At 67.5% G+C, this 13,211-nt stretch carries 12 protein-coding genes; 1 reads left to right on the top strand and 11 read right to left on the bottom strand.

The genetic code is table 11. The features are described 5' to 3' along the window. Positions 1 to 24: 24 nt before the first annotated feature. The 11 genes from ACQR1L_RS10620 to sdhC all read right to left on the bottom strand — a co-directional run bounded on the left by ACQR1L_RS10620 (position 25) and on the right by sdhC (position 12,382). Positions 25 to 288, bottom strand: coding sequence for a cupredoxin domain-containing protein (locus tag ACQR1L_RS10620; RefSeq protein WP_434857912.1), 264 nt, complete (start codon positions 286 to 288; stop codon positions 25 to 27). 173 nt (positions 289 to 461) lie between these two features. Beyond that, positions 462 to 2,660, bottom strand: coding sequence for an OmpA family protein (locus ACQR1L_RS10625; protein WP_434857913.1), 2,199 nt, complete (start codon positions 2,658 to 2,660; stop codon positions 462 to 464). A 243-nt stretch (positions 2,661 to 2,903) separates the two neighbouring features. Then, positions 2,904 to 3,122: a hypothetical protein gene (locus ACQR1L_RS10630; RefSeq protein WP_434857914.1), complete on the bottom strand. Its 219-nt coding sequence runs from the start codon at positions 3,120 to 3,122 to the stop codon at positions 2,904 to 2,906. Beyond that, positions 3,122 to 3,607 (bottom strand): pyridoxamine 5'-phosphate oxidase family protein, encoded by a 486-nt coding sequence (locus tag ACQR1L_RS10635; RefSeq protein ID WP_434857915.1) that lies wholly within the window; start codon positions 3,605 to 3,607, stop codon positions 3,122 to 3,124. The genes ACQR1L_RS10630 and ACQR1L_RS10635 overlap by 1 nt, the downstream gene beginning before the upstream one ends. 88 nt (positions 3,608 to 3,695) lie before the next feature. Then, positions 3,696 to 4,523 carry an FkbM family methyltransferase gene (locus tag ACQR1L_RS10640; RefSeq protein ID WP_434857916.1) on the bottom strand — a complete coding sequence of 276 codons (828 nt, stop codon included), beginning with the start codon at positions 4,521 to 4,523 and terminating at the stop codon, positions 3,696 to 3,698. A gap of 117 nt (positions 4,524 to 4,640) precedes the next feature. Then, positions 4,641 to 6,596: an ABC transporter ATP-binding protein/permease gene (locus tag ACQR1L_RS10645; protein WP_434857917.1), complete on the bottom strand. Its 1,956-nt coding sequence runs from the start codon at positions 6,594 to 6,596 to the stop codon at positions 4,641 to 4,643. Between the two features lie 59 nt (positions 6,597 to 6,655). Then, positions 6,656 to 8,806, bottom strand: a complete 2,151-nt coding sequence (locus tag ACQR1L_RS10650) for an ATP-binding protein (RefSeq protein WP_434857918.1) — start codon at positions 8,804 to 8,806, stop codon at positions 6,656 to 6,658. Between the two features lie 108 nt (positions 8,807 to 8,914). Beyond that, on the bottom strand, positions 8,915 to 9,697 hold the full coding sequence (locus ACQR1L_RS10655) for a succinate dehydrogenase iron-sulfur subunit (protein WP_006613010.1): 783 nt from the start codon (positions 9,695 to 9,697) through the stop codon (positions 8,915 to 8,917). A 49-nt stretch (positions 9,698 to 9,746) separates the two neighbouring features. After that, a complete protein-coding gene (gene sdhA, locus ACQR1L_RS10660; RefSeq protein ID WP_434857919.1) occupies positions 9,747 to 11,585 on the bottom strand; it encodes a succinate dehydrogenase flavoprotein subunit in 1,839 nt (612 codons plus the stop codon). Between the two features lie 3 nt (positions 11,586 to 11,588). Next, a complete protein-coding gene (sdhD, locus tag ACQR1L_RS10665; protein ID WP_011923484.1) occupies positions 11,589 to 11,963 on the bottom strand; it encodes a succinate dehydrogenase, hydrophobic membrane anchor protein in 375 nt (124 codons plus the stop codon). A gap of 20 nt (positions 11,964 to 11,983) precedes the next feature. Then, a complete protein-coding gene (gene sdhC, locus ACQR1L_RS10670) occupies positions 11,984 to 12,382 on the bottom strand; it encodes a succinate dehydrogenase, cytochrome b556 subunit (protein ID WP_008965547.1) in 399 nt (132 codons plus the stop codon). Between the two features lie 567 nt (positions 12,383 to 12,949). On the opposite strand from sdhC, the gene ACQR1L_RS10675 reads away from it, so the two are divergent. Beyond that, a complete protein-coding gene (locus tag ACQR1L_RS10675) occupies positions 12,950 to 13,207 on the top strand; it encodes a hypothetical protein (protein WP_434857920.1) in 258 nt (85 codons plus the stop codon). The last annotated feature ends 4 nt before the right edge of the window (positions 13,208 to 13,211 follow it).

A 13,211-nucleotide genomic window follows, 5' to 3' on the forward strand; every position in this document is an offset into this window, starting at 1 on the left:
AGTGAGCACTGCAATCAGGCAAATTCAATTTTTCCTTTCATCATGGCCCCGATGCGGACGACAAAAATAGTCGAGAACAGTCCCAGGGCTGCCGTTAAGAACCACCGGCTCTGATGTAGCTCCAGGTGCGATGCCCTTGGTGTCGAATTTTGGCACGAGATCACGGCTGGCCGTATGCCCCATGTGTCCGTTGTTGGTCCAAACCACGCTGTCCCCGGACTTAATGATCAGGGTTTTAGGTTGGTAATCAAGGCGTGTCCCCGGGCGTGGCGTAACTCGGTAGAGCAAAGCCGTACACCCGCTACGGCGCTATGGGGGAGCGCGCGGGCGGACCGCGTTGCTCTACCGAGTTACACCACGCCCGGGGGACACGACCCTTCAAAAACATGCAACGGATTGTGAGCAACAAAAATGGCCGGGATCGCTCCCGGCCATTTTCATTCTCGACTAATCGCCCCGCCTCACCGCGGCGGCGCCACGCCCGGAGGCGGCGGCGGCAGCGCGGCCTGGCCGCCGTTCAGCAGCGGCGTGATGCGGCGGACCGTGACGCGGCGGTTGATGCGGCTTGGGCCCTGGGTCTGCTCCTTCAGGTACTGCTCGCCGTAGCCCTGAGAGGTCAGGTTCTCGGCGGGCACGCCGAACTGCTGCGTCATCAGCGTGGCGACCGATTCGGCGCGGCGATCGGAGAGCGACAGATTGTCGGTCTCGTTGCCGACCGCGTCGGTGTGGCCCTCGATCAGGAACACCTCGCGCGGATTGCGCTGGATCGCCTGATTGAGGCCGTCGGCGATGACCTGCAGCTTCGCCGCCTGGTCCGGCCCGATCTCCCACGAACCCGTCTCGAAGGTGATCGTGTTGAGATCGATCGACGGCATCAGCTGACGCACCGAGGGCGAGTAGCGGACTTCGTCGAGCGAGTAGCGGCGCTGCACGCGCTCCACCGGCGGCGCGACCAGCGTGTCGTAGATGACATCCGGCGGCGCCTCCTCGGCGTCGACTATGTAGCGGTTGTAGGGGATGCGGATCTCCGGTGGCGGCAGATCGACATAGAAGCCGCCGACTGCCTGGGGATCGCGGTAGGTGTTGTCGATGATGATGATCTCGCGGCCGCCGATGTCGCGGCGGATGCGGCGCAAGAGCCGGCCATCGGGCGCGGTGATCGTCACGATCTGGCTGCCGTCGGGACGGATCACGACGGTGCGCGTCTCACCCCGCTCCTGCTGCACGCGGATGTCGCGAGCACCATAACGGAAGCGCTCGAGCTCATCGTGACGCACGAAGGCCTGGCCGCTCGGATCGCGCACGATGACGCGGCCCGGCTCGTAGATCAGCGTGCGTCCGCCCTCCTGGATCTCGCGGCGCTGGCCGCGGAAGTCCTCGAGCCGCTGCGGCCCGGCCATCGGCGCGCCCGGCGCGATGGGGGTGAGCTGCTGCGGCGTCGGCGGAGGCGGCGCAGGAATCGGCGCGGCGACCTGCGGCGGCGGCCGGTTGGACATCGCCGGAGGACCGGCAGGAGGCACGGCGCCCGGTCCGGCCTGCGCCCCACCGGGTCCGCCACCTGGGCCGGCCACGGGAGGCGGGGGCGGCGTCCCAGGAGCACCAGGACCACCCGGAGGCAGGCCCGGTCGGCCACCGCCCGGCGGCGGGTTGCCGGCAACCGGCGGAGTGCCGGGAGACGGTGGCGTCCCTGGCGAGGGCGCCTGGGCGGCCGGAGGCGTTGCCGGCGACGGCGATCCGCCAGGCGCAGGCGCGACCGTACCGGCCGGCGGCGTCGGTGCGCCACGCGGCGGCAGGCCACCCTGCGGGGCGCCCGGCGGAGGACCGCCAGCACCGGGGCGGCCGCCTGGCGGCCGTTCTCCGGCAGGTCGTTCCCCCGGAGGCCGCTCGCCGGGCTGACCGGGGCCCGAACGCGGCGGCTGCGGCGGCGCTGCCGGGGCCGCGGATGGTTGCGGCGACGGGGTCGCGGCCGGCGGCGGGAGCGGGGAATGAGGTGGCTGCGTCGCACCAGCCGGCGGCGGCGCTCCGGGCCGCTGCGAGCTCGGGGCTGCGCTCGGCGGCGCCGGTGGTGGAGATGGCGGCGCAGCCGTGGGCGGAACGGGCGGTGTCGGGCGCGACGGGGCTGCGGCGGGCGGCGGCGGCGCGGGCGGGGTTGCGGGACGCGGCGGCTCACGCACGACCGGGGGCGGCGCCGGCGAATGCGCCGGAGGCGCAGCGGCGGGAGGCGTCGGCGGCGTCGGACGCGACGGCGGAGGTGAAGGCGGTTCAGCCCGCGGCGGCGGCGGTGCGGGGCGCGGCGGCTCCGGACGCGGCGGTTCGGCCCGCGGGGGAGCCGGCGGCGGGGCAGGTGCGGGGCGCGGCGCTGCAGCCGGCGGGGGCGGCGGAGGCGGCGGTGCAGCAGGACGCGGAGGGGCCGCCTGCGGCGGTGGAGCTGGCGGCGCAGCCTGGTGAGGCGGCGCGGGCGGCGCCCCACCCGGCGCACCCGGGCGCTGCGGCTGTCCCTGCGGCGGCTTGGGCCGGCCGTCCGGACCGACCTCGCCGCCGGGGCCGCCCTGCCCCTGCGCAACGACCATGGGCGCGCTCTGCGCAAAGGATCCGGAGCTTGTCAGTTGCATCGCCGACAGCGCGGTCGTCGCCAGCAGCAGAACGCGAAGTTTGCTCATGTGTTTTGGTATCCCGAAACGTTCTTTTTGAAGCACGGAGTGATCAACGTTTATGCGTTAGGCTGGATTGTGGCGCAGTTCAAATCTGCGGGGGGATTTATTTCGACGGGAAACAGCCGCGCGGCCGCCGCCATTCATGTTACATTCAGTCTTGAATTTCAAAGGGTTGACGGAACACGACGCGCCAAAGGCCGGCTTTTGGCCGGGCCTCTTGTCTGCATCATGATGAAGGTTCAATCGCGGTCAATCCGTGACCGGACTGGGCGTCGTCGGACCGAGCGGTCCACGCCCCGGGATTTCGTCCGGTGTCTGTCCCGGCAGCTCGCGCGGCGGCGCCGGCGCATCGGGCTCGTGCATCGGCGGTGGAATGTCGGGCTGGGGATTGCCGACCGGATCTTCCGGCGGCGGCTCGACCGGGCGGCCCGGCGTCGCCGGCGGGATCTCGGGCGGTTCGATCGGCATCACATCGCCACCTTGCGGTTGTCGCCGAGATCGGGTCGCGTATTGGTCACGGCTGCGGCCGCCATCTTGATGTAGCTGACCACCGTGCCGGGCGAGTCCCAATATTCGGCGTCGTCGGGCGTGATCTTGAGCAGGCGGATGTTCGGATCCTCGGCGCTGTCCCACCACGCCTTGGCGGTCGTCGTGAACAGCTCGCGAATCTTGGCGCGATCGTTCGAGATCGCCGCGGTGCCGGTCAGCGAGACGTATTTCTGGGCGCCTGCATCGGCGAAGGACAGGTTGACCTGCGGCGCGCGCGCGATCTCTTCGTCCTTGTGGTGACGGGCGTCGGTCAGGAAGTAGATCATGTTCTCGTCGCGCTCGAGATAGGCGCTCATGGGCCGCGCGCGCAGTCTGTCGCCGTCGCGCGTGACCAGCATCGCGAAGGTGATCTTCTTCATCAGCTCCCAGACGCGATCCTGATCGCGCGTGTCGTCATTGCTCATGGTTCGCTCCCTGGATGTCAGGGGCGGTAACGCGGGGCGTGCCTGCGATGTTCCGGAAACCGCGCAGGAAAGCGAGCGGCGTGAGGTCTCAGCCGCGGACCAGCAGAGTGTTGCTGCGGGTGCGGCCGACCTCGCGGTAACCACGGCTGATCATGTCCGCAAGACAGTCCTGCCGCCATTCGTCGCGCGACAGATGCTCGATGACGACGGCGCGCGGCCACAGCGTGACGGGCGCATCGCGGAAGAAGCTGATCAGCACGCGATCCTCGAAGCCTTCGACGTCGATCTTCAGCACATCGACCCTGGTCGCGCCGGCCTGGTCGAGAATCGCCTGCAACCGCATCGACGGCACCTTGAACGCGTCCGCGCCGGCCGTGCCAACCACGATATGGCTGGCGCCGAGATTGTCGCCGTCGGTCTCGATCATCACCTCGCCGTCGCTGTCGCCGGCCGCCGCCGCAACGAGCCTGACCTGCGACAGTCCCGAGGCGTCGCGGTTGAAGCGGAGCCGCGCATGCGTCACCGGATGCGGCTCGATCGCGATCACGAGGCCATCGGGGCCGACGTGACGCGCCAGCGGCAGCGCGAAGGTGCCGACATTGGCGCCGACATCCACGGCCACGCCGCCGGCCGGCAGACGGCTGCGCAGGAAATCCAGCTCCTCGCGATTGTAGTCGGGATTGAACACGGCGCCGCGCTCGGTGGCGCTGACCTGGTGATAGAGGCGGAAATTCGCGCCCTGGTAGCCGACATCCACCGGACCTGCGCGGAGCAGATTCAGGGCGCGCGTCAGCATCGGCCGGAACGCGCCGCGCTTCAGCCCGGAGCCATGCGCCAGCCGGATCACCAGCGCCTGGGCGGCATTGGGAGCGAAGGTCCCGAAGGGCGGCGGAGAAGGGTCGTTGTCGGGCGTCAAGGTCTCATCCTGCACATGGGGCGGCGAGTGATAGCCGGTTTTGCCGGGCACTCCAATGCGGCTGAGATGGCGGCTTTGTGACCCCGCAGCGACGAGAGCTTGAATGCGTGGCTCGGCTCACACCGCCTTGCGCTGGCGCAGGAAGCGCCCGATCAACCGCCGCTTGCCCTTGCGCGGGATCAGGTCGATGTCGCTCACGAGCTTGGCGCCGCCCTTGCGGCGTTCGAGCACGATCTTGCGGCTGTGGAAGGCCTCGAGCTCGACCCGGTGCGCGACGCTGACGATGGTCGCCTTCGGCAGCTCGGTCGTCACCATTTCCATCATCCGGTCCTGGCTCTTCTCGTCGAGCGCCGACGTCGCCTCGTCGAGCACGACGATATCGGGACGGTGCAGCAGCAGCCGCGCAAAGGCGAGGCGCTGCTTCTCGCCGCCGGAAAGCGTCTGGTCCCACGGCGCCTCTTCCTCGATGCGCTCCTTCAGATGATCGAGCCCGGTCTTCTGCAGGGCCTCGCCGACCTGCTCCACGCTCCAGTCCTCGGCGGCACCGGGATAGGCCACGGCGCGACGCAGGCTGCCGGAGGGCACATAGGGCCGCTGCGGCAGCATGAAGAGCCTGCGGTCGGGATGGAAATTGATGCTGCCGCCGCCCCACGGCCAGAGGCCGGCGATGGCGCGGACCAGCGTGCTCTTGCCGGTGCCGGATTCGCCGGCAACGAGCAGCCGCTCGCCCGGATCGACCACGACCTCGGTTTCGCCGACGACGGCCGTGCCGTCATCAAGGGTGACGGAGAGGTCGTTGAGGCTCAGCATCGCATCACCGGTCGTCTCGCCGCGCTTGATGCGGCCGAGACCGTCGCCCTGCTCGGCCCGCTCCAGCGCGTCGAGCGACATCATCAGCGAGGCGATGCGGCGGGCACAGGCGTTCCAGTCGGCGAGGCGCGGATAGTTGTCGACCAGCCAGCCGAACGCGGTCTGCACGATCGTGAACGCGCTCGCCGCCTGCATGACTTGGCCGAGCGTCATGCTGCCGTCGAGGAATTTTGGCGCGCACAGCAACAGCGGCACCACGGGGGCAATGAGGCTCGAGCCCTGCGAGACCAGCGTGGTGCGCATGTGCTGGCCGGCGAGCCGGGCCCACTGCTGCAGCACGTTGCCGAACGTCCGATCGATCCCGGCGCGCTCCTCGCTCTCGCCGCCGAGCAATGCGATGCTCTCGCCATTCTCGCGGACGCGGGTCAGCGTGTAGCGGAAGTCCGCTTCGGCCTGGTTCTTGTCCTCGGAGACCTGCACGAAGCGGCGGCCGATCGTCATGATCGAACCCGAGGCGATGGCGGCGTAGACGATCGCTGCAATGACCAGGAAGCCCGGAATCGTGATCTCGGTGCCGCCGAGATGCAGCGTCAGCGCGCCGCCGATGGTCCAGAGCACGACGATGAAGGTGGCCGCCGACAGCAGCGCCGAGGTCACGCCGGCGACGAAATCGACCGGCGAATCCGCGGCAATGCGCAGATCCTCGGCGATGCGGTATTCGGGGTTCTTGTGGTCGCCGCTGACGAGATTGAGCTGGTAGTAGCGTCCGCTGGTGAGCCAGCGCGTGATGACGCTGTTGGTCAGCCAGGCGCGCCAGCAACGCTGAATGCCCATGCGGGCATAGACCTGCGCGACGCCGAGCACGACGCTGCCGATCGCCAGCGGGAAGAAGATCGCCGTGAGATGGAAGACGGTGGCGGAATCGCGCTTTTCGATCGCGTCGAAGATCGACCGATTCCAGACATTGATGCCGTACTGAACCGCAACGGTCGCAACGATCAGCAGCAGCAGGCCGATGGTGAACATCCATGCCAGCCGGTCGCCGCTCTTGCCCCAGAAGCCGCGGGCGCTGATCCAGAAGCGCGTCAGCAGGTAGCGCTTGCGGAGCTGCTCGGCTTCCTCGGGCGAAAGCTCCGGGTCGGGCTCCACCAGTTCAGGCGGCGGCGGCTCGACATGGGCACCGCTTTCGGCCGCTATCTCGACGATTGGAGGTTTTTCCGACTCTTCCCGAGCGGGCCGCGCGATGTCCTGAACCTGTCCCATGGCGCGATAACCGCAACCTGAGTTGAAGGTTCCCGCTTGAGTTCCCCGGCACCGCGGGCTCAGGAGAGGTCGGTGTTTGGTGCAACGGGCGGCGCGCGGTAGAGCGGGACGGGCACGACCTTGTGCAAGACGCGCGAGAGTTCCTCGATCGAATAGGGCTTGCGCAGCAGCTCGAAGCCATGCGTGCCCTGCTGCGCCAGCACGTGGCTGTAGCCGCTGGCGAGCACGACCGGCACGTTCAGCTCGAGGCGGCGGATCTCCTCGGCGAGCTCAAGGCCGGTCATTCCGGGCATCACGACATCGGTGAACACGACGTCGAACCGGCTGGCGCTGCTGATCAGCTCCTCCAGCGCATCCTGGGCATTGTCGACCAGGGTGGTGCGATAGCCGAGTTCGGCCAGCGCTTCGGTGGCGGACCTGCCGACATCGATGTTGTCCTCGACCACCAGCACCGACATGCCCTCGCCGCCGATCGGAACGGCACGGTGACCGTCGACGCCGCGCTGCGGATCCGCCGGAGCCACGCGCGGCAGATACAGCGTGAAGGTGGCGCCGTGCCCGACCTCGCTCACCACCCCGAGCTCGCCGCCGGACTGCTTGGCAAAGCCGAACACCTGCGACAGGCCGAGGCCGGTGCCCTGGCCGATGGTCTTGGTAGTGAAGAACGGCTCGAAGATCCGGCTGAACTGCTCCTGCGGAATCCCGACGCCGGTGTCCTTGACCGCAATGGCGACATAGCCGAGCGGCGGTCGCTCGTGCGGCGCGGCGGGGGTCGGCAGGTCGGCGGCGGGCGCCACCGCGATGCTGAGAAGCCCCTGCCCGGCCATGGCGTCGCGCGCGTTCACCGCCATGTTGATCAGGGCGGTCTCGAACTGCCCGGCATCGGCATTGACGTAGCAGGGCTCATCGGGAACGGAGGTCACGACCTCGATGCGCGATCCCACCAGCGTCTTGGTCATGTCCCGCAGCGTGACGACGCTGCGGCCGATGTCGAACACCTCCGGCTTGAGCGTCTGCCGCCGGGCAAAGGCGAGCAGCTGCGAGGTCAGCTTCGAGGCGCGCGCCACCGTGTCCGAGATCGCATCGATGTAGCGCTGCCGCCGTTCATCGGGAAGATTCGGCCGGCGCAGCAGATCGGCCGAGGCGCGGATGACGGTCAGCAGATTGTTGAAGTCGTGCGCAACGCCGCCGGTGAGCTGGCCCAGCGCCTCCATGCGCTGGCCGTGCTTGAGCGCGTCCTCGGCCTCGAGGCGTCGGGCCGCCTCGACGTAGAAGTGCTCGGTGCGGCTGCGCGCCAGCATCAGGAAGACGACGAGCAGCGCGGTCGCAGGAATACCGAAGATGAGGTGCCGGCTGATTGTGCCGAGCCAGCGGTCGCGGATGGTCGCCGTCGCCAGCCCCGCGGAGACGTAGACCGGGTAGTCCGCGAGCCGCTGGTAGCCGACGCGACGCTGGATCCCATCGAGCGGCGAGGTTTCCGTGACCAGCTGCTCGGTATCCGCGGCCCCCGCCGGAATGTCGTTCGCGACCGGCCCGGCTTCGTCCGGCGCGGCGGGATAGCGCGCCAGGACCCGGCCATCGTAGCGGCGCAGCGCGAAGTAGCTGCCGGGCGCGCGGCCGATCCGGGCATAGAAGTGCTCGAAGTAATCCGGCAGCACCGAGGCCTGGATGACGCCGGTGAAGCTGCCGTGGTCGCCGGGGCGGCGGCGGCTGACGCTGAAGAACGTCGCGCCCTGATAGGGCGGACGGGGTGCCAGCTGGGTGCCGATGAAGGTGCCGATGCTGGTTTTCACATGGGCGGAGAAGTAGTCGCGGTCCACGAACGAGGTGTCCGGTGCCGGGTAGACCAGGCTGTTGACGAGCGGCCGGCCATTGGCGTCGAACACCCAGGCCGACTTCATTTGCGGCAGCGCATCCGACAATTGGCGCAGCCGCGCATGCAGCGCCTGCTCGCGGGCCTTGATGTCCGCGTCCGACAGGTCGCGGACGATCTCGTCGATCTCGGACAGGCTGCGGTCGATGGTCTCGAACACCTTGAGCGCATGCTCGTGGACCACATCGAGCGAACGGCGGATCTCGCGGTCGGCCTCTTCGGTCGTCGCACCGTAGGAGACGTAGGCAGCGACCAAGAACAGTGCGACGGGCAGCGCGAGCGACGCGACCGTCATCCAGCGCAGCATCATCAGCGATTTGCGTTGTGCGGTTTGCACAGGTGCTCCGGCCCAAAGGGCTGAGAGCTTAACGCAATCGGCGTCGGCTACAAAGTAGCTGCGCCCGGAACTTCTGACGGTTCCGGGCGCGTCTTATCTAGTTCTCGGTCAGATCTGCCGTTCGACGAGCTTCAACTTCAGCTCGGCGATCGCCTCGGCCGGGTTGAGCCCCTTCGGGCAGGCCTTGGCGCAGTTCATGATGGTGTGGCAGCGATACAGCCGGAACGGATCCTCGAGATTGTCGAGCCGCTCGCCGGTCGCCTCGTCGCGGCTGTCCTTGACCCAGCGGGTCGCCTGCAGCAGCGCGGCCGGTCCGAGATAACGCTCGCTGTTCCACCAGTAGCTCGGGCACGAGGTCGAGCAGCAGGCGCACAGGATGCACTCATAGAGGCCGTCGAGCTTCTCGCGGTCCTCGTGAGTCTGCTTCCACTCCTTCTGCGGCGTCGGCGTGGTGGTCTTCAGCCACGGCTCGATCGAGGCATATTGCGCGTAGAAATTGGTGAGATCCGGCACCAGGTCCTTCACCACCGGCTGGTGCGGCAGCGGGTTGATCTTGACCGCGCCGTCCTTCACGTCGTGCATCGAGCGGGTGCAGGCCAGCGTGTTCTGGCCGTCGATGTTCATCGCGCAAGAGCCGCACACGCCCTCGCGGCAGGAGCGGCGGAAGGTCAGCGACGGATCGATGTGGTTCTTGATCCAGATCAGGCCGTCGAGAACCATCGGACCGCAATCGTTGACGTCGACATAATAAGTGTCGACGCTCGGATTCTTGCCGTCGTCCGGATTCCAGCGATAGACCTTGAACTCGCGGACTTCGGTGGCGCCCGCCGGCTTCGGCCAGGTCTTGCCGCCAGTGATCTGCGAATTCTTCGGAAGTGCGAACTCAGCCATTTCAGGAGGCCTTCTTGGTTACAACGGACAGGGCTTAGGACACGCGCGATCAGTACACGCGGGCCTTGGGCGGGATGTACTGCACGTCGTTGGTCATGGTGTAGTTGTGCACCGGGCGGAAATCGATCGTGGTCTTGCCGTCCTTGTTGTCGATCCACGCCAGCGTGTGCTTCATCCAGTTCTTGTCGTCGCGATCCGGGAAGTCCTCGCGGGCGTGCGCGCCGCGGCTCTCGGTGCGATTGACCGCAGAGTCCATCGTCACCACCGCCTGCGCGATGAGGTTGTCGAACTCCAGGGTCTCGATCAGGTCGGAATTCCACACCAGCGAGCGGTCGGACACGGCGATGTCGCCGATGCCGCCATACACCTTGTGGATCAGGTTATGGCCTTCCTGCAGCACCTCGCCGGTGCGGAACACGGCGCAGTTGGTCTGCATCACGTGCTGCATGCTCTCGCGCAGCTTCGCGGTCGGCGTGCCGCCGGAGGCGTAGCGATAGTGGTCGAGCCGGCCGAGCGCCTTGTCGGCGGAGTCCTTCGGCAGGTCGGGCTGCTTGCCGTTCGGCGTCAGCTTCTCGGCCAGCCGCAGCGCGGCGGCGCGGCCGAACACCACGAGGTCGATCAGCGAGTTGGATCCGAGCCGGTTGGCGCCGTGCACCGACACGCAGGCCGCCTCGCCCACCGCCATCAGGCCGGGGACGATCGCGTTGTCGTCGCCGTCCTTCTTGGTCAGCACCTCGGCGTGATAGTTGGTCGGGATGCCGCCCATGTTGTAGTGCACCGTCGGCACGATCGGGATCGGCTCGCGGGTCACGTCGACATTGGCGAAGATCTTGGCCGATTCGGAGATGCCGGGCAGACGCTCGGCCAGCACCTTCGGATCGAGATGGTCGAGATGCAGGAAGATGTGGTCCTTCTTCTTGCCGACGCCGCGGCCTTCGCGGATCTCGATGGTCATCGCGCGCGAGACGACGTCGCGCGAGGCGAGGTCCTTGGCGGACGGCGCATAGCGCTCCATGAAGCGCTCGCCCTCGGAATTGACGAGATAGCCGCCTTCGCCGCGCGCGCCTTCGGTCACCAGACAGCCCGAGCCGTAGATGCCGGTCGGATGGAACTGCACGAACTCCATGTCCTGGAGCGGCAGGCCGGCGCGCAGCGCCATGCCGCCGCCGTCGCCGGTGCAAGTGTGCGCGGAGGTGCAGGAGGCGTAGGCGCGCCCATAGCCGCCGGTCGCCAGAATCGTGGTCTGGGCGCGGAAGCGATGCAGGGTGCCGTCATCCATGCGCAGCGCGATCACGCCGCGGCAGGTGCCCTGGTCATCCATGATCAGGTCGATGGCGAAATACTCGATGAAGAACTCGGCCGCATGGCGCAGCGACTGGCCATACATCGTGTGCAGCATCGCATGGCCGGTACGGTCGGCGGCGGCGCAGGTGCGCTGCGCCTGGCCCTTGCCGTAGTCCATGGTCATGCCGCCGAACGGGCGCTGGTAGATCTTGCCGTCCTCGGTGCGCGAGAACGGCACGCCCCAATGCTCGAGCTCGTAGACCGCGTCGGGCGCGTTGCGCACCATGTATTCGATCGCGTCCTGGTCGCCGAGCCAGTCCGACCCCTTCACGGTGTCGTACATGTGCCAGCGCCAGTCGTCCTGGTGCATGTTGCCGAGCGAGGCGGAGATGCCGCCCTGCGCCGCCACGGTGTGCGAGCGGGTCGGGAACACCTTGGTGATGCAGGCGGTGCGCAGGCCCGCTTCGCTGCAGCCGACCACGGCGCGCAGGCCCGCGCCGCCGGCGCCGACCACGACGACGTCGTAGGTGTGATCCTCGATCGGATAGGCTTTTCCGTTCGTCGCGGGCGCGCCGTTCGCGCTGCCATTTGCTCCGCCGGCCATTCGCTAGACTCCAGTGGACAGTTTGATGAGGGCGTAGATCGAGGCGATCGCCACGGTCACGGCAAAGAAGTTGTTGCCCATGATCGCGATCAGCTTGAGCGACTCGGTGTGGACGTAATCCTCGATGATCACCTGCATGCCGATCTTCATGTGCCAGCAGCTGGCGACCACGAACAGCAGCATGATCAGCGCGATCGGCAGCGAGCCGAGGATCTGCGCCGCACCGGCCTGGTTGCGGCCGAGCAGCATGATCACGACGACGACGACCGGAACGATCAGCAAGGTCATCGCGACCGCGGTGATGCGCTGGCGCCAGAAGTCGCCGGTGCCGGAATGGGCTGCACCGAGATTGCGGACGCGGCCCAGCGGGGTCCGCATCGATTTTGCGCGTGCGTTGCTCATCGACCGCCTCCGACTGCGTAGGCCACGATCCACACCAGAACGGTCAAGGTGATGCCGCCGATCAGTGCGCCCCAGGTCAGCGTCTCGCGCTCATTGGGCTTGAAGCCGTAGCCGAGGTCCCAGACGAAGTGACGGATGCCGGAGAGCAGATGATGCAGCAGCGCCCAGGTGTATCCGAACACGATCAGGCGGCCGAGGAAGCTGCCCATGAAGCCCTGGACATAGGAGTAGGCGCTGGGGCCGGACGCGGCGGCGATCAACCACCAGGCCAGCAGCAGCGTCCCGAAGTACAGTGCAACCCCGGTGGCGCGATGGACGATCGAGAGGATCATCGTCAACGTCCAACGGTAGGTTTGCAGATGCGGCGAAAGCGGTCGTTCGATCCTGGCTGTCATTGGTTGCTTTGATGATTTCTTGTGGGCCGTGAACGGAAGGGGCTTGCGGCCGTGTGGGATCGGCAGGCGGGCTTTATTTACGGAGAAGGAACAGGTGTTGCAACGAACAAATGGCCCAAAACCGAACTGCGATTCAGTACTATGACCTCGGTGAAAAAAGGATCAATCTCCGTCGTGGTATACCAGGACCCAGCGCCCCCATTTGACGGCGAATGATGGTTCATTTCTATCTCCTCACCAAGCCCGGTCGAACGCGGCAGACCTCGAAAATAACGCAGGTCGTAGAGCATTGATTCACCGCTTAACTACGGACCGGGGCCGGCCGGTTTCGCCATACACCCGGCTGCACAAGCTCTCGATTCTGCAAACCTGACCGGAAGGATTCGCGGGACGAGCGTCGCCCTGACGCCGCCGGACCCCGAGGCAAACAGGCGCGGATGTCGCCCGTTCCCGATGCTCGACACCCGGATCTCGCCGCTGGTCGATTTTGCCGCATGTCAGGGTCGGACGCCGTGGCCTAGTCTGCGGCGAGACGCGATCCAAAAAAGCGCGCTGCAGGGAGGTCCGATGCCCGTTCCCACGGTCCGGCCGACAACCACCGAACGCCCGGCGGCGCTGCCGGTGCGCAATGCCTCCTCGCGCGAACCCGCCGAGGAGCCGTTGACCTGCGTCCTCGGATTCGCGGCCGCCGGCCTGTTCGCCGCCTGCGTCGCCATCGCCCTCCAGCACAACATCGCCTCGCTCGCCGTGCTGGAGTTCGTGGTGATCTGCGCCGCGCCGCCGCTGGCCGCACTCGCGGGCCTGGCGATCGGACGACGGCGCTAGGCCG

The organism is Bradyrhizobium sp. HKCCYLR20261 (assembly GCF_051168435.1).
Classification (GTDB): domain Bacteria; phylum Pseudomonadota; class Alphaproteobacteria; order Rhizobiales; family Xanthobacteraceae; genus Bradyrhizobium.

Bases quoted from the DNA above. Each gene is read 5' to 3' on its own strand.
- ACQR1L_RS10635 (WP_434857915.1), bottom strand. From the start codon at position 3,607: ATGAGCAATGACGACACGCGCGATCAGGATCGCGTCTGGGAGCTGATG.
- ACQR1L_RS10630 (WP_434857914.1), bottom strand. From the start codon at position 3,122: ATGCCGATCGAACCGCCCGAGATCCCGCCGGCGACGCCGGGCCGCCCG.
- sdhA (WP_434857919.1), bottom strand. From the start codon at position 11,585: ATGGCCGGCGGAGCAAATGGCAGCGCGAACGGCGCGCCCGCGACGAAC.
- ACQR1L_RS10645 (WP_434857917.1), bottom strand. From the start codon at position 6,596: ATGGGACAGGTTCAGGACATCGCGCGGCCCGCTCGGGAAGAGTCGGAA.
- ACQR1L_RS10625 (WP_434857913.1), bottom strand. From the start codon at position 2,660: ATGAGCAAACTTCGCGTTCTGCTGCTGGCGACGACCGCGCTGTCGGCG.
- ACQR1L_RS10675 (WP_434857920.1), top strand. From the start codon at position 12,950: ATGCCCGTTCCCACGGTCCGGCCGACAACCACCGAACGCCCGGCGGCG.
- sdhC (WP_008965547.1), bottom strand. From the start codon at position 12,382: ATGACAGCCAGGATCGAACGACCGCTTTCGCCGCATCTGCAAACCTAC.
- sdhD (WP_011923484.1), bottom strand. From the start codon at position 11,963: ATGCGGACCCCGCTGGGCCGCGTCCGCAATCTCGGTGCAGCCCATTCC.
- ACQR1L_RS10655 (WP_006613010.1), bottom strand. From the start codon at position 9,697: ATGGCTGAGTTCGCACTTCCGAAGAATTCGCAGATCACTGGCGGCAAG.